The 19,588-nt window shown below is 67.0% G+C and carries 19 protein-coding genes; 12 read left to right on the plus strand and 7 right to left on the minus strand.

Features of this window, described 5'->3' with window-relative positions:
- Positions 1–20: 20 nt before the first annotated feature.
- Positions 21–449: a hemerythrin domain-containing protein gene (locus DBV10_RS00155; protein WP_124509421.1), complete on the minus strand. Its 429-nt coding sequence runs from the start codon at positions 447–449 to the stop codon at positions 21–23.
- Positions 450–526: 77 nt separating this feature from the next.
- Complete coding sequence (locus tag DBV10_RS00160) at positions 527–2,809, minus strand: nitric-oxide reductase large subunit (RefSeq protein WP_124509423.1); 2,283 nt, start codon at positions 2,807–2,809, stop codon at positions 527–529.
- Positions 2,810–3,038: 229 nt separating this feature from the next.
- Here DBV10_RS00160 and norR point away from each other — a divergent pair, with 229 nt between their 5' ends.
- The 5 genes from norR (at position 3,039) to DBV10_RS00180 (ending at position 9,185) form a co-directional block, all read left to right on the plus strand.
- Positions 3,039–4,604, plus strand: a complete 1,566-nt coding sequence (gene norR / locus DBV10_RS00165; RefSeq protein WP_124509425.1) for a nitric oxide reductase transcriptional regulator NorR — start codon at positions 3,039–3,041, stop codon at positions 4,602–4,604.
- 111 nt (positions 4,605–4,715) lie between these two features.
- A complete protein-coding gene (locus DBV10_RS00170; RefSeq protein WP_124509427.1) occupies positions 4,716–5,915 on the plus strand; it encodes a threonine ammonia-lyase in 1,200 nt (399 codons plus the stop codon).
- 144 nt (positions 5,916–6,059) lie between these two features.
- Positions 6,060–6,206 carry a hypothetical protein gene (locus DBV10_RS22815; protein WP_199740009.1) on the plus strand — a complete coding sequence of 49 codons (147 nt, stop codon included), beginning with the start codon at positions 6,060–6,062 and terminating at the stop codon, positions 6,204–6,206.
- Positions 6,207–6,303: 97 nt separating this feature from the next.
- A complete protein-coding gene (queC, locus tag DBV10_RS00175; protein ID WP_124509429.1) occupies positions 6,304–7,014 on the plus strand; it encodes a 7-cyano-7-deazaguanine synthase QueC in 711 nt (236 codons plus the stop codon).
- Positions 7,015–7,310: 296 nt separating this feature from the next.
- On the plus strand, positions 7,311–9,185 hold the full coding sequence (locus DBV10_RS00180) for a phosphoenolpyruvate carboxykinase (GTP) (protein WP_124509431.1): 1,875 nt from the start codon (positions 7,311–7,313) through the stop codon (positions 9,183–9,185).
- Positions 9,186–9,377: 192 nt separating this feature from the next.
- On the opposite strand, the gene DBV10_RS00185 is transcribed toward DBV10_RS00180, so the two are convergent.
- Positions 9,378–9,818, minus strand: coding sequence for a hypothetical protein (locus DBV10_RS00185; RefSeq protein WP_124509433.1), 441 nt, complete (start codon positions 9,816–9,818; stop codon positions 9,378–9,380).
- A gap of 125 nt (positions 9,819–9,943) precedes the next feature.
- On the opposite strand from DBV10_RS00185, the gene DBV10_RS00190 reads away from it, so the two are divergent.
- From DBV10_RS00190 to DBV10_RS00205, 4 genes are all read left to right on the plus strand, one after another.
- Positions 9,944–10,912: a LysR family transcriptional regulator gene (locus DBV10_RS00190; protein WP_124509435.1), complete on the plus strand. Its 969-nt coding sequence runs from the start codon at positions 9,944–9,946 to the stop codon at positions 10,910–10,912.
- Between the two features lie 12 nt (positions 10,913–10,924).
- Positions 10,925–11,770 carry a metallophosphoesterase gene (locus DBV10_RS00195; RefSeq protein WP_124509437.1) on the plus strand — a complete coding sequence of 282 codons (846 nt, stop codon included), beginning with the start codon at positions 10,925–10,927 and terminating at the stop codon, positions 11,768–11,770.
- Between the two features lie 113 nt (positions 11,771–11,883).
- A complete protein-coding gene (locus tag DBV10_RS00200) occupies positions 11,884–12,306 on the plus strand; it encodes a universal stress protein (protein WP_124509439.1) in 423 nt (140 codons plus the stop codon).
- A gap of 198 nt (positions 12,307–12,504) precedes the next feature.
- Entirely contained in the window at positions 12,505–13,440 is a 936-nt protein-coding gene (locus DBV10_RS00205; RefSeq protein ID WP_124509441.1) for a fasciclin domain-containing protein, read from the plus strand.
- Positions 13,441–13,516: 76 nt separating this feature from the next.
- Here the strand turns inward: DBV10_RS00205 and DBV10_RS00210 are convergent, their stop codons facing one another.
- Complete coding sequence (locus DBV10_RS00210) at positions 13,517–14,140, minus strand: TetR/AcrR family transcriptional regulator (RefSeq protein WP_124509443.1); 624 nt, start codon at positions 14,138–14,140, stop codon at positions 13,517–13,519.
- A gap of 133 nt (positions 14,141–14,273) precedes the next feature.
- Positions 14,274–15,185 carry a LysR family transcriptional regulator ArgP gene (locus tag DBV10_RS00215; RefSeq protein WP_124509445.1) on the minus strand — a complete coding sequence of 304 codons (912 nt, stop codon included), beginning with the start codon at positions 15,183–15,185 and terminating at the stop codon, positions 14,274–14,276.
- Positions 15,186–15,325: 140 nt separating this feature from the next.
- Here DBV10_RS00215 and DBV10_RS00220 point away from each other — a divergent pair, with 140 nt between their 5' ends.
- Together DBV10_RS00220 and DBV10_RS00225 are read left to right on the plus strand one after the other, a co-directional pair.
- Positions 15,326–16,663, plus strand: coding sequence for a D-amino acid dehydrogenase (locus tag DBV10_RS00220; protein WP_124509447.1), 1,338 nt, complete (start codon positions 15,326–15,328; stop codon positions 16,661–16,663).
- A gap of 55 nt (positions 16,664–16,718) precedes the next feature.
- Complete coding sequence (locus DBV10_RS00225) at positions 16,719–17,288, plus strand: NAD(P)H-dependent oxidoreductase (protein WP_124509449.1); 570 nt, start codon at positions 16,719–16,721, stop codon at positions 17,286–17,288.
- Between the two features lie 5 nt (positions 17,289–17,293).
- On the opposite strand, the gene DBV10_RS00230 is transcribed toward DBV10_RS00225, so the two are convergent.
- Positions 17,294–18,052, minus strand: a complete 759-nt coding sequence (locus DBV10_RS00230) for a YdcF family protein (protein WP_124509451.1) — start codon at positions 18,050–18,052, stop codon at positions 17,294–17,296.
- A gap of 68 nt (positions 18,053–18,120) precedes the next feature.
- On the minus strand, positions 18,121–18,909 hold the full coding sequence (locus tag DBV10_RS00235; protein WP_124509453.1) for an alpha/beta fold hydrolase: 789 nt from the start codon (positions 18,907–18,909) through the stop codon (positions 18,121–18,123).
- Positions 18,910–19,006: 97 nt separating this feature from the next.
- On the opposite strand from DBV10_RS00235, the gene DBV10_RS00240 reads away from it, so the two are divergent.
- Positions 19,007–19,528: a flavin reductase family protein gene (locus DBV10_RS00240; protein ID WP_124509455.1), complete on the plus strand. Its 522-nt coding sequence runs from the start codon at positions 19,007–19,009 to the stop codon at positions 19,526–19,528.
- Positions 19,529–19,588 lie beyond the last annotated feature (60 nt).

The raw sequence follows: 19,588 nt of genomic DNA on the forward strand, positions 1-19,588 counted from the left end.
GCAGGATGGCGTGCGGTGGCTCAGCGGCAGTCGGCGGTTTCTTCCTCCTCGATGCGCGGATAAAAGTCATGGTCTTCGCGCTGCATGCGCTCGAACACCCGGCGCAGCACCACGTTGGCCTCGTCGCGAAAGCCCTGCGCATCGCGGCGCACGGTCTCGGCCGTGTTCCAGCGGCGTGCAAACGCGTCGTAGGCGCTGGCAATCGATGCCATCTCGCTCTGGTAATGGCGGCCCAGGCGCGCCAGCTCGGGGTTGCCACCGCGCTGCAGCGCGGGGTACAGCACCTGGTCTTCCACGGCCAGATGCAGCTTGATGGTGCCGCTCATGGCCACGATGCCTTGCGCGATGGCGCTGGCGTTGCCCTGCACGCCCGCATGGGCCAACGCACGCAGCGTGGCAATGCTGCGCAGAATGTCGGTGTGCTGGTGCTTGAATTTGTCGAGGTTCATGGTCGGGTGTCCTTGTGGGATGAAGAGGTCCATGCGCTGCCACGGCTTGTGGCGGTGGCAACGCAAGGGAAGGGCCTTCAGCGGCGGGCCTGGGCCAGGTAGGGGCCTGCTTCGGCCGGGGCCCGCGAGCCGAACACACCGCTCACCACCTGCCAGGCCATGGCCAGCGCGCCGACGATGAAGACCACGTCGCCGAAGGTGCGCACCCAGCGCAGCGTCTGGATGAAGGGCTGCTGCATGAACTCTTCGCCCCGGGCGTACCACAGGCCTTCGCTCACGCTGGCGTGGAACTGGAACAGGGCAATGGGGAACAGGCTGGTGGCGATCATCAGCACCAGGCCGGCGTTGAGCCACCAGAAGCCCGTCTTCATGAGCCGCTCGCTGAACACCAGCTGCGGCCGGATGTAGCGCAGCACCAGCAGCGTGAACCCGAGCGCCAGGAAGCCATACACCCCGAACAGCGCGGCATGGGCATGCACCGGCGTGGTGTTCAGGCCCTGCACGTAGTACAGCGAGATCGGCGGGTTGATCATGAAGCCGAAGACGCCCGCGCCCAGCATGTTCCAGAAGGCCACGGCCACGAAGCACATCAGCGGCCAGCGCAGGCGGGCCATCCAGGGCGTGCGGTGCTGCAGGCGCCAGTGTTCCCAGGCCTCGTGGCCCAGCACGACCAGCGGCACCACTTCGAGCGCGCTGAAGGCTGCGCCCACGGCCATCACCGGCGTGGTGGTGCCTGCAAAGTACAGGTGGTGGAAGGTGCCGGGCACGCCGCCCAGCATGAACAGCGAGGCCGAGGCCAGGCTGGCCGTGGTGGCCATGCGCACCGACACCAGCCCCAGCGTCGAGAAGATGAAGGCGAGCGCCGTGGTGGCGAAGACCTCGAAGAAGCCCTCCACCCACAGGTGCACCACCCACCAGCGCCAGTACTCCATCACCGACAGGTGGGTGCGCTCGCCGTAGAAGAAACCCGCGCCGTAGAACAGGCCGATGGCCACCACCGAGGCCGTCAGCAGCGCCAGCAGGTTCTTGTCACCACCCGGTGTGCGCAGCGCCGGGACGATGCCGCGCAGCATCAACACCAGCCAGAAGGCGATGCCGGTGAATTTGCCGATCTGCCACAGGCGGCCCAGGTCCACGTATTCATAGCCCTGGTGGCCCAGCCAGAAGTTCCACTCGGGCGGCATGATCTGCGCGATGGCCAGGTAGTTGCCCGTGAACGAGCCCACGACCACCACCACCAGCGCCCAGAACAGGATGTCCACGCCCAGCTTCTGCCAGGCGGGGTCCTTGCCCCCATTGATGAGCGGCGCGAGGAACAGGCCAGCAGCCAGGAAGCCCGTGGCGATCCAGAACAGCGCGCTCTGGATGTGCCAGGTGCGCACCAGCGAATACGGGAACCACTGCGACACGTTGATGCCGTAGAACTGCTGGCCTTCCACCGTGTAGTGGGCCGTGAAGCCGCCCAGCAGCACCTGGAAGCTGAACAGCGCCACGATGAGGAACAAATACTTGCCCAGGGCGCGCTGCGAGGGCGTGAGCGGCACGCGCGAGAGCGGGTCGTGCTGGGGTGGCGTGGGCTCCACCTCGTCGTGCTTGCGCAGGAAGGACCAGCCCCACACGAGGAAGCCCACGCCCGCCATCATCACGACCACACTCATCACCGACCAGACCATGTTCTCGGCCGTGGGCTTGTTGCCGATCAGCGGCTCATGGGGCCAGTTGTTGGTGTACGTTGCCGTGGTGCCAGGGCGCTCGGTGGCGGCGGCCCAGGCCGTCCAGAAGAAGAAGCCCGTCATCTGCGCGCGCCGCTCGGCGCTGGGCAGGGTGTTCTCCTTCATGGCGAAATGTTCGCGGGTCTTGTGCAGCGCGGGCACGTCGCTGAACAGCTGGTCGTAGTACAGCGCGGTCATCGCGATCGCATCGGCCCGGGTGGACGACACCATGGCCACGCCCGTTTCGGGGTTGTAGGTGTTGGTGCGGTACTCGGTCTTCATGCGGTCGCGCAGCACGGCCTGGGCTGCGGCATCCAGCTCGGCAAAGGGTTTGCCATGCGCACGTTCGGCCGCGACATCAAGCCAGGCCGTGAGCTCGCGGTGCAGCCAGTCGGCCGTCCAGTCGGGTGCCTGGTAAGCGCCGTGGCCCCAGATGGAGCCCAGCTGCATGCCCCCCACCGACTGCCAGGCGGTCTGGCCGTCGAGGATGCTGTCGTGGGTGAAAAGCACTTCACCCCCTGCCGTGGCGATCTTCGCGGGGATGGGCGGCGCGGTGCGGTAGACCTCGGCACCGTAGTAGCCCAGCAGGCTGAAGGTGACGATGAGCACGCCGATCAGCGTGAACCAGAGCTTGCGGTAGTTACCCATGGCGGGCCTCCTGCTGCATCCGAACAACAACGGGGTGGCGCCAGCGCGCCGCAGGGGATCGGGGTCTTGTGGTCATGGCTTTTTTGAACGGGTGAATCGGTGTCACTACCCCTATCGCAAGCGGCGGGCCAGGGCTGAAGAGCCATCAAATCAAGCACTTACAGCGGTCATGGTTTTTTTCACCATTTTCAAATAGGGTCTAATTCACCCAACAAAGGTAAATATCACCATGGACCACAGCCCCCTGTTGGCCGATCTGGCCACCGATCTGCCCCAGGCTGTGCGCCTGCAGCGGCTGGTGGACCACCTGCGCACCCGCTTTCACTGCGGGGCCGTGGCACTGTTGCAGCTGGAGGAAGACCACCTGCGCCCCGTGGCCGTGGATGGCCTGGTGCGCGAGGCGCTGGGCCGGCGCTTCGCCATCGGCCAGCACCCCCGGCTTGCGGCCATCCTGGCGCGGCGCGAGGTGACCTGCTTCGATCACGACAGCACCCTGCCCGACCCCTACGACGGCCTACTCGACACCCTGGTGGGCGAGCCCCTGCCCGTGCACGACTGCATGGGCGTGGGCCTGCAGGTGGACGGCCAGCCCTGGGGCGTGCTGACGCTCGACGCGCTGCAGACCGGCACCTTTGGCGAGGCCGCACGCGCGGCGCTGGCCGACTGCAAGGTGCTGGTGGAGGCGGCCGTGCGCATCTCGCGGCTGGAGCGCGAGGTGCAGGCGCTGCGCAGCGCCCCCCACACCCGCAGCGCCGACGACGAGCGCGCCCCCCGCGCGGGCGACGGCGACATGGAAATCATCGGCCAGAGCGAGCCCCTGTTGCGCCTGCTGCACGAACTGGAGGTGGTGGCGGGCTCGGACCTGCCCGTGCTGCTGCTGGGCGAAACCGGCGTGGGCAAGGAGCTGTTCGCGCGCCTGCTGCACCGCCAGTCTCCGCGCCGCACCAAGCCCCTGGTGCATGTGAACTGCGCGGCGCTGCCCGAGTCGCTGGCCGAGAGCGAACTCTTCGGCCACGTGCGCGGCGCATTCTCCGGCGCGGTGACCGACCGGCCCGGGCGCTTCGAGGCGGCCGAGGGCGGCACGCTGTTCCTCGACGAGGTGGGCGAGCTGCCGCTGGCCGTGCAAGCCAAGCTGCTGCGCACGCTGCAGAACGGCGAGATCCAGCGCCTGGGCGCCGACCGCCCGCGCCGCGTTCATGTCCGCGTGATCGCCGCCACCAACCGCAACCTGCGCGAGCAGGTACGCGATGGCGCCTTCCGCGCCGACCTGTACCACCGGCTGTCGGTGTACCCCGTGCCCATCCCGCCGCTGCGCGAGCGGGGCAACGACGTGCTGCTGATTGCGGGCCGCTTCCTGGAGCTCAACCGTGCGCGCCTGGGCCTGCGCAGCCTGCGGCTGTCGGCCAGCGCGCAGGAGGCGCTGCGCCGCTACCCCTGGCCCGGCAACATCCGCGAACTGGAGCATGTGATCAGCCGCGCAGCCCTCAAGGCCCTGAGCCGGGGCGTGAACCGCGCCGACATCGTGACGCTGGAGCCGGCGCTGCTCGACCTGGATGCCGAGGCCACCACGGCGGCGCCCCTCGCCGCCCCCGCCGAGGCATCGGCCTTGGCCCCCCAGCCCCCCGCATTGCCCGCCCCCACCGGCCCGCTGCGCAACGCCGTGGACGCCTGCCAGCGCGCCTGCATCGCCGCGGCCCTGGCGCAGCACCAGGGCAACTGGGCGCAGGCGGCGCGTGCACTGGAGCTGGACGCGAGCAACCTGCACAAGCTGGCGCGCCGGCTGGGCATCAAGTGATGCTTCTTTTTTGATAGCCATCAGCGCTTACCCAGCCTGCCCTGGCGGCCATTTTTCTGCAGCCCCCTTCGGCCCGCACTTTCTCCGGGCTGCCTGCGCCACAATGGCGCCATGCTGACCCTCCAAGACATCCGCGACGCCGCCACCCGCCTGCAAGGCCAGGTGCTGGACACCCCCTGTGTGGAATCCAAGACGCTCTCGCAGATCGTGGGCGCGCAGGTGTTCCTCAAGTTCGAGAACCTGCAGTTCACGGCGTCCTTCAAGGAGCGTGGCGCCTGCAACCGGCTCACGCGGCTGACCGACGAAGAGCGCACACGCGGCGTGGTGGCTATGAGCGCCGGCAACCACGCCCAGGGCGTGGCCTACCACGCGCAGCGCCTGGGCCTGCGCGCAGTGATCGTGATGCCGCGCTTCACGCCCGGCGTGAAGGTAGAACGCACGCGCGGCTTTGGCGCCGAGGTGGTGCTGCACGGCGACACCCTGGAAGAAGCCCGCCAGCATGCCTACACATTGGCCGACACCCAGGGCCTGACCTTCGTGCATCCGTATGACGACGAGGCCATCGCGGCCGGCCAGGGCACGGTGGCGCTGGAGATGCTGGCCGCCCAGCCCGACCTGGACATGCTGGTCGTCGCCATTGGCGGCGGCGGGCTCATCGCCGGCATGGCCACGGCCGCCAAGGCGCTCAAGCCGGGCATCGAGATCGTGGGCGTGCAGGCGTCACGGTTCCCGTCCATGGTCAACGCCGTGCGCCACACGCAGCACCCCATGGGCCAATCCACCATCGCCGAAGGCATTGCCGTGGGCACACCGGGCAAGATCACCCAGGAGGTGGTGCAGCGCCTGGTGGACGACCTGCTGCTGGTGGATGAAGGCGACATCGAGCAGGCCGTGCTGATGCTGCTGGAGATCGAAAAGACGCTGGTCGAAGGCGCAGGCGCCGCCGGACTGGCCGCGCTGGTGCGCCACCCCGAGCGCTTCCAGGGCAAGCGCGTGGGGCTGGTGCTCAGTGGCGGCAACATCGACCCGCTGCTGCTGGCGGCCATCATCGAACGCGGCATGGTGCGCTCGGGGCGCCTGGCGCGCATCAAGGTCAGCGCGCGCGACGTGCCGGGCGTGCTGGCGCGCATCACGGCCACCGTGGCCGACGCGGGCGCCAACATCGGCGAGGTGCACCACCAGCGCGCCTTCACCTTGCTGGCCGCGCAGAACGTAGAGATCGAACTGGTGCTGCAGACCCGCAGCAAGGCCCATGTGGACGAGGTGTTGGGGCGGCTGCGCGCAGCGGGCATGGAGGCCGTGCTGATCTGAGCAGGTGCGGACGCAACCGAACCCACCATTCCCGCGCGAACACGCCCGATCCGCTCACACCAACGGCCCCTGGCACGGTTTTGTGCCCTGCACGGACGGTCGCGGCTAGAATTGCGCAAGTTTTAAGCATCTGGAGCCACCACCATGTCTGACCACAGCACCTCGCACGCCCCTCAAACACACTCGGCCGACGCCGTGGAAAATGTGGTGCCGCTGATGCCCATCGTGCTGCCCGTCGTGGGCGGCATCATGATGTTCCTGCTGGCCTTCATCGCCGTGATGATGGCCTGATGGCTCTGGCGGTCACCGCCAACTGCCACGACCAGCCCCGCAGCGCGGGGCTTTTTTTCGTCCCGCACACCCGTTTGATCCGCTGAGGAGACTTCCCATGAGACCCGGACACGCACTCGTTCTTTTTTCCGGTGGCCAGGACTCCACCACCTGCCTGGCCTGGGCCCTCAACAACTTTGCCCATGTGGAAACCATCGGCTTTGACTACGGCCAGCGCCACCACATCGAGCTGCAGGCGCGCCAGACGGTGCTGTCGGCGCTGCGTGCACAGTTCCCGCACTGGGCGGAAAAGCTGGGCGACGACCACATGCTCGACCTGGCGGTGCTGGGCCACATCAGCGACACGGCGCTGACCAGCGACACCGAGATCCAGATGACCGCCGCCGGCCTGCCCAACACCTTTGTACCGGGGCGCAACCTGTTGTTCTTCCAGCTCGCGGCCGCCGTGGGCTACCGGCGGGGGCTGCACACGCTGGTGGGCGGCATGTGCGAGACCGACTTTTCGGGCTACCCCGACTGCCGCGACGACACGCTCAAGGCGCTGCAGGTGGCCGTGTCACTGGGCATGGGCCAGCGCTTCACGTTCGACACCCCCCTGATGTGGCTGGACAAGGCCGAGACCTGGGAGCTGGCGCGCTCGCTGGGCGGGCAGGCGCTGGTCGATCTGATCGTGAACGATTCGCACACCTGCTACCACGGCGTGCGCGACACGCTGCATGCCTGGGGCTATGGCTGCGGCACCTGCCCGGCCTGCGCGCTGCGCAAGAACGGCTACGAGCGTTGGACAGGCGGCTCGGCCAGCCTTTGATGCGCTAGCACCGGGCAAATGGATGCATAACCTCATGTTATTTTTGCATAATTTTGCCCCCTGTCTGACAGACAAACGGGCGGCAGATTCATAAAATTGACATCCCAGCCGACCCGCGGAATCCGTGGAATAGCCTCCACCCCGTGGGGCTGACACACGCACCCGCCCGCCGACTGAGCACGTAAGCCGTTTTTTCAAAGGCAGCGCTCAGCACCGCAACTGCGCCAGGCCTTGCCGCGATCCTCCGGGTCCGCTTCCTTTGAAAAAACTGTTTTTCAACTTAGGAAGCTCCCCCGATGAACGCACCCACCATGCAGGGCCTGAACCTCAACGCCCCGTCCTACGTCAAGAACGCCCGGCTGCTCGCCTGGGTGGCCGACATGGCCGCCCTGTGCAAGCCCGACACCATTTACTGGTGCGACGGCTCCAAGGAAGAGTACGACCGCCTGTGCCAGCAGCTGGTCGATGCCGGCACGTTCAAGAAGCTCAACCCCGCCAAGCGCCCCGGCAGCTTCCTGGCCTGGTCCGACCCGTCGGACGTGGCCCGCGTGGAAGACCGCACCTACATCTGCTCGGCCGCCAAGGAAGACGCCGGCCCCACCAACAACTGGATGGCGCCCGCCGAGATGCGCACCACGCTGCAGCCCCTGTTTGACGGCTGCATGAAGGGCCGCACCATGTACGTGGTGCCGTTCAGCATGGGCCCGCTGGGCAGCCACATCGCCCACATCGGCGTGGAACTGACCGACAGCGCCTACGTGGCGGTGAACCAGCGCCTGATGACCCGCATGGGCAAGGCCGTGTACGACGTGCTGGGCGTGGAAGGCGAGTTCGTGCCCTGCATGCACACCGTGGGCGCGCCCCTGGCCGCTGGCGAGAAGGACACCACCAGCTGGCCCTGCAACCCCAAGGTCAAGTACATCGTGCACTACCCCGAAACGCGCGAAATCTGGTCCTACGGCTCGGGCTACGGCGGCAACGCGCTGCTGGGCAAGAAGTGCCTGGCCCTGCGCATCGCATCGACCATGGGCCGCGACCAGGGCTGGCTGGCCGAGCACATGCTCATCCTGGGCGTGACCAACCCCGCCGGCAAGAAGTACCACGTGGCAGCGGCCTTCCCCAGCGCCTGCGGCAAAACCAACTTCTCGATGCTGGTGCCGCCCGAGGCCGGTTTTGCGGGCTGGAAGGTCACCACCATCGGTGACGACATCGCCTGGATCAAGCCCAACGCCGACGGCAAGATGCTCGCCATCAACCCCGAAGCCGGCTACTTCGGCGTGGCCCCCGGCACCAACATGCACACCAACCCCAACTGCATGAAGAGCCTGGACAAGGACGTGATCTTCACCAACGTGGCCCTGACCGACGACGGCGACGTGTGGTGGGAAGGCATGGAAAAGGACCACGGCGGCCAGCTGCCCGGCCACCTGATCGACTGGCAAGGCAAAGACTGGACACCCCAGATTGCCAAGGAAACCGGCGCCAAGGCCGCCCACCCCAATTCGCGCTTCACCGTGGCCGCCGGCAACAACCCCGCGCTCGACGCGCAGTGGGATGACGCCAATGGCGTGGCGATCGACGCCTTCATCTTCGGCGGCCGCCGCTCGACCACCGTGCCGCTGGTGACGGAAGCCCGCACCTGGACCGAAGGCGTGTACATGGCCGCCACCATGGGCTCGGAAACCACCGCCGCCGCCTTTGGCGCCCAGGGCGTGGTGCGCCGCGACCCCTTCGCCATGCTGCCGTTCTGCGGCTACAACATGAGCGACTACTTCCAGCACTGGCTCAACATGGAAGGCAAGATCGCCGCCACCGGCAAGGCCGTGCCCAAGGTCTTCTGCGTGAACTGGTTCCGCAAGGACGAGGCCGGCAAGTTCGTCTGGCCCGGCTATGGCGACAACATGCGCGTGCTCAAGTGGATGATCGACCGCATCGAAGGCCAGGCCCCAGGCCAGGAAACCATGTTTGGCGTGGCCCCCCAGTACACCGAAATCAACTGGACGGGCCTGGATTTCAGCGCCCAGAAGTTCGACGCCGTGACCAGCATCGACAACGCCGCCTGGGCCGAGGAGTTCAAGCTGCACGATGCGCACTTCGAGCAACTGGCCTACCACCTGCCCCAGGCCCTGCTGGACACCAAGGCCGCGCTGGAGAAACGCCTCGCAGCCTGATGCTGCCGTCCTGAAATCTGAAGCGCTTTCCCTTCAAAGCCGTCCCGCCTTCTGGTGGGGCGGCTTTTTCTTGCCCGCCCGGCCCCTGGGCAGGGCCGCGCAACGGTGCTACGGGCATAAAAAAAGCCGTGGCAGGCCACGGCTTTTCCTTCATCCCGCCCCCGCGCCCACAGCGCGGCGGACCCGGTGGTGTCAGTAGTACTTGCGGATGTCGTCCACGGTGGGGATGCCCATCGCATGGTGCAGCTCGGCCATGATGCGGGGGTCCTTCATGGCGACTTGCCAGGTGCGCTCGTCTTCGGCGGCGCGGCGGCGGCTTGTCGCCCAGGCCTGGGCACCACTGCGCAGGGCCACGCCAGCGCGGCGTGCGGGGCTGGTGAGCAGGGCCAGAGCGGCAAACGCCACCAGCCACAGCACCATCCAGGCGGCCAGCAGGTGGCCTTCGCTCCAGGTGTCGATCACCTGGTTGGCCACCACCAGCAGGGCGGACACCACGGCCGCCAGCAGGAGGGAGGCCGCGCCACGGGCGCCGTCAAAGCGAGCGGCAGCGCCCTTCAGGGCTGCGGCGGCGTTTTCGGCGCGGACAACGCCGGGGTGTTCGGTGGGGTATTCAACGTGTGCAAAGGCGGTCATTTCGGTTTCCCTTTTCTAACGCTTGTGGCGAAATTGCCGGGCGATGGGGTGATATTAGGGTTTACCCTTTGCATGTTCAAGTTTATATTTTGAATCATGGATATTCACAATGGTGATGACCGGCCATGACACCCCTGAACTTCCGCTCCCTGGACCTGAATCTGCTGCGCGTTTTCGACGAGGTGATGGAGGAGCGCAGCCTTACGCGCGCTGCGCACAAGCTCTCTATCACCCAGCCCGCCGTGAGCAACGCCATGCGGCGCCTGCGCGAGGTGCTGGGGGATGAGCTGCTGGTGCGCAGCGGCCAAGGGGTAGAGCCCACCCCCCGGGCGCTGGCACTGTGGCCCCCGGTGCGCGAGGCTCTGGCCCATCTGCAGGAGTCCCTGGCCCCGGGCCTTTTCGACCCGGCCACTGCGGAATCCACCTTTGTGCTGGCCATGGCCGATGCCACGGCCGCCACGCTGGTGCCTGCCCTGGTCGAGATCATCGAGCGCGAAGCGCCCGGCATTGCCATCCGTGTGCTGCCTCTGACGACACGCGACCCCCGCCGCCTGCTGGACGAAGAGGCTGCCGATATGGCCGTGGGCTACTTTCCGGCCGCGCTGGCGGACCTGACGGCGCGTGCCCAGTCGGGCGGCGTCGTCGCGTTTGAAAGCCGCCGCCTCTACGACGGCGAATATGTGTGTGTGATGCGCCAGGGCCATCCGCTGGCAGATGCGCCCCTCTCACTGGACGCCTACTGCAAGGCGCGTCACATGCTGGTCAGCTTCTCAGGCCGCCCCTTTGGTTTCATTGACGAAGCCCTGGCCTCGCTGGGGCGTGAGCGCAAGGTGGTGATTACGGTCAACCAGTTCTTCACGGCCGGGCGTGTGGTGTCGGGCTCGGACCTGCTCACCGTGCTGCCGCGCCACTTTGTGCCCGTGACCGGCATTGCCGACAAGTTGGTGCAAAGGGCCTTGCCGCTGGATGTGCCACCCGTGCACGTGGACGCTCTATGGCGCCGACGAGGCCCGCAGCAGGCGGCCATGACCTGGCTGCTGCACGCGCTGGCACGTTCTGCGCGGCGCACCTTCCCGGAGCAGGAGAGCCCGTAGACTGTGTGCTGCATGAACATCCAGCTCCTGTCCGACCTCCACCTGGAGGCCCATCCCCACTTTGTCCCTGAACCCGCCCCCGGTGCCGACGTGCTGGTGCTGGCAGGGGATGTGGGCTCCTACCAGCCCGGCTCGCAGCTGGCAGACGATGATTTTGGACTGGCCCGCTTTTCACCCCTGCCCCAGCACGCCGGCTGGCCCACGCCAGTGCTGTTTGTGCCAGGCAACCACGAGTACGACGCGCAGGACTTCGACGCCGCCCACCTGCGCCTGCGCCAGACCTGCGACCGGCTCGGCATCGCCTGGCTGGAGCGCGAAACCCTGGTGCTGCAGGGCATCCGCTTCGTGGGCACCACGCTCTGGAGCGACTTCGACGCCCTGGCCGACCACGAGGGCTGCACCGACCTGGGTCGGCGGCTGAAACTGCGCGACAAGGCCTTCCGTGCCGCCAACTTCTACCTGCGCAAGACCGGCGGCACGCGACATGGCGAGCCCTTTCTCGCAGAGCCCCTGCGCCAACAGGCCCTGGCCTGCCAGGAATGGCTGGCCACCACATTGCAGCTGCCGTTTGACGGCCCCACCGTGGCCGTCACCCACTTTGCGCCCAGCCTGAAGAGCGCAGACCCGCGCTATGGCCTCGTGCCTGGCACGGCAGGTTTTTGCAACGCCCTGGACCACCTGCTGCCCCATGCGCAGCTGTGGCTGCATGGACACCTGCATGCGCCCAGCGACTACATCGCAGAAGGTTTGCACAGCGACGGGGCTGCCTGGAGGTGCCGCGTGGTGGCCAATCCACTGGGCTATGCCCGCAAGGGTGAACAGGCCACCTTCCGGCCCCGATGGGCGGTCACCGTATGATCCAGGCGCGAATCCAGAGAATTCGCCACGCGCCGGACAAAAAAGCATGACCCAGGTCAAGACAACAGGCACCTGCGCAGAGTAGTCTGCCTTATCCCTTTTCGGAGAACACCATGAACATCCTGCTTGCTGTCGATGGCAGCGCCTACACCAAGAAAATGCTGGCCTATCTGGCCACCCATGAAGAACTGCTGGGCGGCACCCACACCTACACCGTCCTGACAGTGCAGGCCCCTCTGCCTGCCCGCGCCCGTGCGGCCCTGGGCAAGGACGTCGTGGATGCGTACCACGCCGAAGAAGCCGACAAAATCCTCTCCCCTGTGTGCAAATTCCTGGCCCGCCATGGCGTGGACGCCAAGCGCAGCGTCAAGGTGGGCTCCGTGGGCGAAACCATTGCCAAAGTGGCAGACACCGGCAAGTTCGATCTGCTGGTCATGGGCTCGCACGGCCACGGCGCCATTGCCACCCTGGTGATGGGCTCGGTCACCACCCAGGTGCTCGCCCACAGCAAAGTGCCCCTGCTGATCGTGCGCTGAAAGGCTGGCTGGGCTCCCTACCGGGGCCCTCCCGTCACGCAGCCCCCCGCCCTGCCCGTGCAGGGCTTTTTTTTGCCTCTTGCGAGACCGATTGGTTCTATAAATTACCGATTGGTTTACTTTTGCACCAATTGGTTATACATTCGCGCCACGCCCATCCTGGCGTGCCATATCCATCGATACCGAGAGGAGCGACCCATGAACTCTGCATTCAACCGCCGCACCATCCTGCTGGCTGCCACCCTGGGCGCTGGCACCTTGCTGCAGGCCTGTGGCGGCGGCGACGACGAGCCCCAACGCAACATCGTCGAGCTGGCAAAGAACACCCCCGATCTGAGCATCCTGGTCGAAGCCGTCACTGCGGCCGGTCTGGCCAACACGCTCAGCACTGGCACGCTCACGGTGTTCGCACCCACCAATGCCGCCTTCGCCGCATTGCTGACCGAACTGGGCGTGACCAAGGAAGCGCTGCTCGCCAACAAGCCATTGCTGACCGCCGTGCTGACCTACCACGTGCTCGGCAGCAAGGTGATGCGGGCCGATGTGCCGCTGGGCAAAGCCATCACCCCGGTGTCGGGTGGTTTCTTCAAGATTGAATCGAGCAACGGACTCAAGATCACGGATGGCCGCAACCGCGTGAGCACCATCACCAGCACCGACATTCAGGCCAGCAATGGTGTAGTGCACTTGGTGGACAAGGTGCTGCTGCCCGCCGACAAGGACATCGTGGCCACCGCCTCTGCGCTGCCGGACTTCAGCATCCTGGTCGAGGCCGTGGTAGCCGCAGGGCTGGTAGGCACCTTGAAGGGCACCGGCCCGTTCACGGTGTTTGCCCCCACCAACGCCGCATTTGCCGCACTGCTGACCGAGCTGGGAGTGACCAAGGCGAGCCTGCTTGCCAACACCGCGCTGTTGACCAAGGTGTTGACCTACCACGTGGTGCCAGCACGCGTACTTAAGGCAGAGGTGCCCACCAACACCGCTATCACCACGGTGCAAGGCCAGAGCTTCACTGTGAGCCCCAGTCTGGTGATCACCGACCAGAATCTGCGCACCAGCAACATCACGGCCGCCGATGTGTTCACCAGCAATGGTGTGATCCACGTGGTGGACAAGGTGATCCTGCCCAAGTGATACACAGAGGCAAGGCCCGCACGCAAAAAAGCCCGGCGTGCCGGGCTTTTTTGTGCCTGGTCAGACCAGGGGTGGGCTACCGCGCCGCCAATCCATCAAAACAGGTGCGCACTACCAGGTCCACGATCTCCGCGTCTGAATACTGGCCGCTTTCCTTGAGAAAACTCACCACCGGGTCGCAGGCACGGGCATAGAGGGTGTACAGCACCACGATGGGCGGCAGGCCGGGGCTGATCACGCCCTGGGCCTGGGCTTCGGTGATCCACTCGCCAATCTGATCGCTCACGCCCACCAGGCCATTGAGATAGTCCTTGTTGGCCATGAGCACGGCACGCAGCGTGGAGTTGCGGCTGGGAAGCAAGGGCATCTCATTGGTCAGCAAACGCTCAAGCGACCAGCGCACCAAGGCACGCAGCTTGTCCAGCGGCGGCATGTCGGCGGGCAGGCCCGCCAAATAGGTTTGCACCCGTCCGAGAATCTGCACCATGGCAGCACTGCACAGTTCTTCCTTGCTGCAGAAGTGCTTGTAGAGGCTGGCCTTCGCAATGCCCACGGCATTGGCGACGTCGTCCATGGTCATGGCGTCAAAGGCCTTTTCGCCCAGCAGGCGGCAAGCCGACTGGAGGATGGCTTCCTCGCGCGCCTGGTGCATCTGCTCTTTGAACGAGACTTTGGTTGGCTGGGTTTGCATAGTCTTCATTTTATACATTGCAGTAAAAAAATAAATGACTAAGTTGCAATGCAACCACGTCGTTCACGCTATGGCGAGCGCAACGCATGCCTTGCGCTGCGTTCCTGGGGAGTGCGCCTGGGAGGCACGCCCAGGACTTCACTCAGGACACCAGCGACTGGGCTGCGGCACCGGTCAGCGCAGCCGACAAGGCATCGAGCAGCTCGGACTCCAGGTTCCAGCAATGCCAGTAAAGCTGGATGGGCAGGGATCGGCCGGGTGCCAAGTCCACCATGCTGCCGTCAGCGATGGGGCCGCGCGCCAGCAACTCCGGCACCACCCCCACCGCCCAGCCTGCGGCCACGGCGCGCATCTGCGCCTCGGAACCCGGCACAAAAAGGTGGTTCAACGCCACGCGCTTGAGCCCGAAAGCGCGCGCCACGAACTCGGCCGCCATATCGTCTTTGCGGTTAAACGATAGGAAGGACACATCGCGGAAGTTGTGCGGCGTGAGCCCTTGCGGCAGATGCTGCTCTGCATAGCTGGCCGAGGCCACCGCCACATAGTGCATGGCCCCGAGCGGCACCATCTTGCAACCGCGCAGCGCCTGTTTGAGCGTGGTCACACAGCCCAGCACCTGGCCTGAGCGCAGCCATTCCTGCGTGAAGTCCTGGTCGTCCACGATGATTTCGAGCGGCAGGCGCTCGCGCACCAGGTCGTGCAGCGCGCCCATGGCCCAGGTGGCAATGCTGTCGGCATTGATGGCTATGGATATGCGCTCGTCTTCTCGCGAGCCCCCCGGTGCGCTGGGCGCCAGCTCTTGCAGGTCGCGCTCCAGGTCGGCGCGCAGCAGGCGCATTTGCTTGGTGTGCTTGAGCAGCAGCTGCCCCGCCGACGTGGGCCGCAATGGGCGACTGCGCACGATGAGCACCGAGCCTACCTGCGCTTCGAGCGCGCGCAGACGCTGCGACACGGCCGACTGCGTGACGTTAAGGCGCTGGGCGGCGCGCTCAAAGCCGCCCTCTTCGACGATGGCGGCAAGGCATTCGAGGGCGGCGGGGTCGTAGGTGCTCATGGCAGGGGTACTCGGCAAACAGGCAGCAGGGGCCGATCTGGTGGCCCCAATTCAACAGACAGACATTAGACAGACTGATGCGTTTGGATTGAGTTTAATTTTGCTTTTAGTAGAACGCAATGTGGATCACACTGCCATCCATGAAAACCATCATCCTGGGCGCCGGCATCATCGGCATCAGCACGGCGTGGCACCTGCTGGAGCGCGGTCACGAGGTCATCGTGATCGACCGCCAGCCCGATGCGGCGCTCGAAACCAGTTTTGCCAACGCGGCGCAGATCTCGGTGAGCTACTGCGAGCCCTGGGCCAACCGCGAGGCGCCGCTCAAGGCGCTGAAGTGGATGTTCGACAAAGAGGCCCCGCTGCTGTTCCGCCCGCAGATGGACTGGCAGCAATGGCGCTGGGGCCTGCAGTTCCTCGCGCAGTGCAACGACGCGGCGTTCGAGCGCAATGTGCAGCAGATCGTGGCGCTGGGTGCCTACAGCCATGCGGCGCTGAAGGACCTGGTCAGCTCCACCGGCATCGAATACAACCGGCTCGAACGCGGCATTGCCCACTTTTACACCGACCAGAAATCGTTTGATGCCGCCGGCCACGCCGTGGAGCTGATGCGCAAGCACGGCGTGCAGCGCCGCCTGGTGAGCCGCGACGAGCTGCTGCAGATCGAGCCCGCGTTCAAGGCCTACGGCGACAAGATCACCGGCGGCACCTACACCAGCACCGACGAAAGCGGCGACGCGCGCGTCTTCACCCAGGAGCTGGCGCGCCGCTGCATCGCACGGGGCGCACAGTTCCTGTACGGCCACGACGTGCTGCGCCTCAACAAGATTGGCAATGCTATTGATTCTGTAGCTGTCATGGCACGCCAGCCGGGCGGTGGAGGCAAAAAAGACTTCATATTGAAGGCCGACGCCGTCGTGGTGGCCTGTGGTTCTTACAGCGCACCGCTGCTGCGCAGCGTGGGCGTGGATCTGCCCATCTACCCCGGCAAGGGCTACAGCGCCACCTTCCCGCTGCTGCGGCCCGAGGGCGCGCCCATGGTCTCCACCATCGACGACGGCAAGAAGATCGCCATGAGCCGGCTGGGCAACCACCTGCGCGTGGCGGGCACCATCGAACTCAATGGCTGGGACCTGACACTCGACAGCACGCTGGCCCGCGCGCGCTGCCACATGCTCTCGCGCCGCATCGAGGCCATCCTGCCCGGCGTGTGCGACACCCGCACGCCCGAGGAAGGCGGCGACCCGCAGTACTGGACCGGCCTGCGGCCGGCCACGCCCACCAACATCCCCTTCATCGGCCGCACGCGCGTGGGCAAGCTCTGGGTCAATGCGGGCCATGGCACGCTGGGCTGGACGCATGGCGCGGGCTCGGGCAAGGCCCTGGCCGAACTTCTCAGCGGGCAGGTGCCGGCCATGAACTTCGGCTTCCTGGGTGCGGAGGCCGCGCGCGCGCCGCGCACCATGGTCGCCACCTGAACGGCTGCCCCACCCGGGCCGGCAGGCCCGGGCGACTGCCGGTACGATCCGGGCCATGTCTGCACCGCACCACTACCTGTTCCTCACCACCTCCACCCGCGAGCCCGGCCATGTCGGCAACACCGAATGGCTGGCCCGCCAGGCCGCGGCCGCGCTGCCTGCGGGCACCCAGCAAACCTGGCACCACCTGGCCCGCATGGACCTGCCGCCCTTTGTGGACCAGCGCCACACCTCGGGCACCTATGCGCCGCCCGAGGGCGACATGAAGACCCTGCTCGATGCCACGCTGGCGGCCACGCACATCGTCTTTGTGGCGCCGGTCTACTGGTACAGCATCCCCTCGCCACTCAAGACCTACCTGGACCACTGGAGCGCCTGGATGCGCGTGCCGGGTCTGGCCTTCAAGGAGCCCATGGGCGCCAAGACGCTGGCGCTCATCACCACCAGCGGCGACCGCAGCAAGGCCCAGCCCATGATCGACTCGGTGGCGCTGTGTGCACAGTTCTTGTCGATGGCCTGGGGCGGCGCCCTGTGGGGCAAGGGCGGGCCGCCGGGCGCGGTGCAAGGGGACGCGCAGGCCGTGGCGGCGGCCGGCAGCTTTCTGATGGCGCCGGTCGCAGGCTGATCGCGTCAGCGATCCAGCGACCAGTGCTGGGCCAGGATGCCCAGCCATTCGTGCAGCGCCAGGCTGCTGTCGGCCAGCGCCGACGCGCGGGGCAGCACGCGGTACAGCTTGCGCGCCTGCCCGCCCTTGAAGCCCGTGGGCGCAGGCAGCACCTGCAGCCCGGCGCGTTCAAAATCCCGCGTCGCGCGCACCATGTGCCAGGCGTGGGTGACCAGCGCAATGCGCTCGATGCCCGCGGCCTTGAGCTGCGCGGCGGATTTTTCGGCGTTGCTGCGGGTGTCCAGCGATTCCACTTCGGCCCAGCGCACCCGGCCCTTGAACTCCCGCTCCACCACGTCCTTCATCACCAGCGCCTCGGCGCGCGTGCCGCCCGTCGAGCCCCCGGTGGCCAGGATGGGCAGCCCCGTCTGCTGCTGCAGGTACACGGCGTAGCGCACCCGCTCGCGGGCGCCCCGGCTGAGCACGTCCACGCCGTACTCGGGCGCCACCATGTCGGCCCCGCCCCCCAGCACCACGATGGCCTGGACCTGCGCCTGGGGCAGCTGTTGGGGGGCCACGGCGGGATAGCGCTCCAGGCTGCGCACCAGCGCATCGGCCACGGGCGGCCACGACAACGCCAGCACGGACAACAGCGACAGCACCACCACGGCCATGCCCGTGCGGCGGTGGTAGCGTGCCAGCCACAGGCCGACAAACGCCAGCAGGATGCTGGACACCGGCGGCATCAGCAGCGCGGACAGGATTTTCTTGAGGGCAAACAACATACGAGGCGGCGATCATGCCAGGGCCCGGGGCAGGCCTCTCCCGGCCCGGGCGCCGGCCCCCCCGCCGGTCAGTGCAACCAACGGCGCCGGGCCAGGAAGTCCAGCAACGCGGCATCAAACCCCTCGGGGTCCTCCAGCTGCGGCCAGTGCCCGACATGGGGCAGCTGCAGCGTTGTCGCATCGGGCAGCACCTGGGCCAGGGCTTCCAGGGCCGCCATCGGCGTGCAACGGTCCAGGTCGCCACCCACCAGCAGCACCGGCATGGTCAGCTGCACCAGGGCGGCGGCGCCCCGGTCGAACGTGGGCAGGGCCGCCAGCGCGCGCCGGTAGGCCCCCGGGTACACCCGGGCCAGCGCGTGGCTGGCCAGCCGCACGCCTTCGGGCAGCGCACCGGTGCCGATGAACTGGGGCACCAGCGTCTGCGCCAGCTGCTCCATGCTGCCGCCGGCATCCAGGGCCGCGAGGGCGCGCAGCCGGGGCGCCACCCAATCCTCCACGGCCTGCGCATCCAGCGCGGGCCCGCCCGCGCACAGCACCAGGCGGCGCACCTTGGACGGGCCGCGCACGGCCGCCTCCAGCGCCACCATGGCCCCCATGCCGTGCCCCACCAGCGTGACAGGGCCGCCCTGCAGCGCGTCGATCAAGGCCAGGCAGCTCTGCGCCAGGGCCTTGAAGGTGTAGGGCTCCACGGGGGCGCTGCGGCCGTAGCCGGGCATGTCCCAGGCCACCGCGCGGTAGCCGGCCGTGGCCAGGGCCTCGACCTGGGGCGCAAACGTGAGGTGGTCGCCGTCGGCGTCGTGCAGCATGAGCACGGTGGGGCCCGCGCCCAGGGTGGTGAAGGTAGGAAGAACGGCCATGCGGTGGAAAGCGGAAGTAAACCCTGCCACAGCGGGGTGGAGGGTGCCGCCTGATAATAGTTGTTCCCTCCTGTTGCCACCACTGGCGCCGCTTTTCGTGAACCCTTCGCCCCCCCGCCCCGCCCTCGCCCTGCCCCCGAGCTTTTCCACGCGCGAGTTCCGCAATGCGCTGGGCATGTTCGCCACGGGTGTGACCATCGTCACCGCCCGCAATGCGGCGGGTGAGCTGGTGGGGCTTACGGCCAGCTCGTTCAACTCGGTGTCGCTGGAGCCCCCGCTGGTGCTGTGGAGCCTGTCGCACGGCGCCAGCTCCATGCCCGTCTTTGCCGATGGCTCGCACTACGCCATCCACGTGCTGGCCGCTGACCAGAAGCCCCTGGCCGAGCGTTTTGCCACGCGCGGCATCGACCGCTGGGCCGGGCTGGAGCACCGCCCTGGCATCAGCGGCGCCCCCCTGCTGGCCGGTGCCGCCGCCACGTTCGAGTGCTTCAACCGCAGCCAGTACAAGGAGGGCGACCACACCATCTTCGTGGGCGAGGTCGAGCGCTGCGAGCACCGCGAGGGCATATCGCCCCTGCTGTACCACGGCGGCAAGTTCTACACCGAGCACCCGTTGTAGGAGCCCCGCAGCGGAGGGGCCTTAGTCCACTGAATCCGAGAAATCGGCGGTGCGCCGAGG

The sequence above is a fragment of the Acidovorax sp. FJL06 genome (genome assembly GCF_003852545.1).
GTDB lineage: Bacteria > Pseudomonadota > Gammaproteobacteria > Burkholderiales > Burkholderiaceae_C > Acidovorax.

What these genes read in the sequence shown, in the direction of transcription:
- DBV10_RS00155 (WP_124509421.1), bottom strand. Translation starts at nt 449, where the DNA reads ATGAACCTCGACAAATTCAAGCACCAGCACACCGACATTCTGCGCAGC.
- DBV10_RS00160 (WP_124509423.1), bottom strand. Translation starts at nt 2,809, where the DNA reads ATGGGTAACTACCGCAAGCTCTGGTTCACGCTGATCGGCGTGCTCATC.
- norR (WP_124509425.1), top strand. Translation starts at nt 3,039, where the DNA reads ATGGACCACAGCCCCCTGTTGGCCGATCTGGCCACCGATCTGCCCCAG.
- DBV10_RS00170 (WP_124509427.1), top strand. Translation starts at nt 4,716, where the DNA reads ATGCTGACCCTCCAAGACATCCGCGACGCCGCCACCCGCCTGCAAGGC.
- DBV10_RS22815 (WP_199740009.1), top strand. Translation starts at nt 6,060, where the DNA reads ATGTCTGACCACAGCACCTCGCACGCCCCTCAAACACACTCGGCCGAC.
- queC (WP_124509429.1), top strand. Translation starts at nt 6,304, where the DNA reads ATGAGACCCGGACACGCACTCGTTCTTTTTTCCGGTGGCCAGGACTCC.
- DBV10_RS00180 (WP_124509431.1), top strand. Translation starts at nt 7,311, where the DNA reads ATGAACGCACCCACCATGCAGGGCCTGAACCTCAACGCCCCGTCCTAC.
- DBV10_RS00185 (WP_124509433.1), bottom strand. Translation starts at nt 9,818, where the DNA reads ATGACCGCCTTTGCACACGTTGAATACCCCACCGAACACCCCGGCGTT.
- DBV10_RS00190 (WP_124509435.1), top strand. Translation starts at nt 9,944, where the DNA reads ATGACACCCCTGAACTTCCGCTCCCTGGACCTGAATCTGCTGCGCGTT.
- DBV10_RS00195 (WP_124509437.1), top strand. Translation starts at nt 10,925, where the DNA reads ATGAACATCCAGCTCCTGTCCGACCTCCACCTGGAGGCCCATCCCCAC.
- DBV10_RS00200 (WP_124509439.1), top strand. Translation starts at nt 11,884, where the DNA reads ATGAACATCCTGCTTGCTGTCGATGGCAGCGCCTACACCAAGAAAATG.
- DBV10_RS00205 (WP_124509441.1), top strand. Translation starts at nt 12,505, where the DNA reads ATGAACTCTGCATTCAACCGCCGCACCATCCTGCTGGCTGCCACCCTG.
- DBV10_RS00210 (WP_124509443.1), bottom strand. Translation starts at nt 14,140, where the DNA reads ATGAAGACTATGCAAACCCAGCCAACCAAAGTCTCGTTCAAAGAGCAG.
- DBV10_RS00215 (WP_124509445.1), bottom strand. Translation starts at nt 15,185, where the DNA reads ATGAGCACCTACGACCCCGCCGCCCTCGAATGCCTTGCCGCCATCGTC.
- DBV10_RS00220 (WP_124509447.1), top strand. Translation starts at nt 15,326, where the DNA reads ATGAAAACCATCATCCTGGGCGCCGGCATCATCGGCATCAGCACGGCG.
- DBV10_RS00225 (WP_124509449.1), top strand. Translation starts at nt 16,719, where the DNA reads ATGTCTGCACCGCACCACTACCTGTTCCTCACCACCTCCACCCGCGAG.
- DBV10_RS00230 (WP_124509451.1), bottom strand. Translation starts at nt 18,052, where the DNA reads ATGTTGTTTGCCCTCAAGAAAATCCTGTCCGCGCTGCTGATGCCGCCG.
- DBV10_RS00235 (WP_124509453.1), bottom strand. Translation starts at nt 18,909, where the DNA reads ATGGCCGTTCTTCCTACCTTCACCACCCTGGGCGCGGGCCCCACCGTG.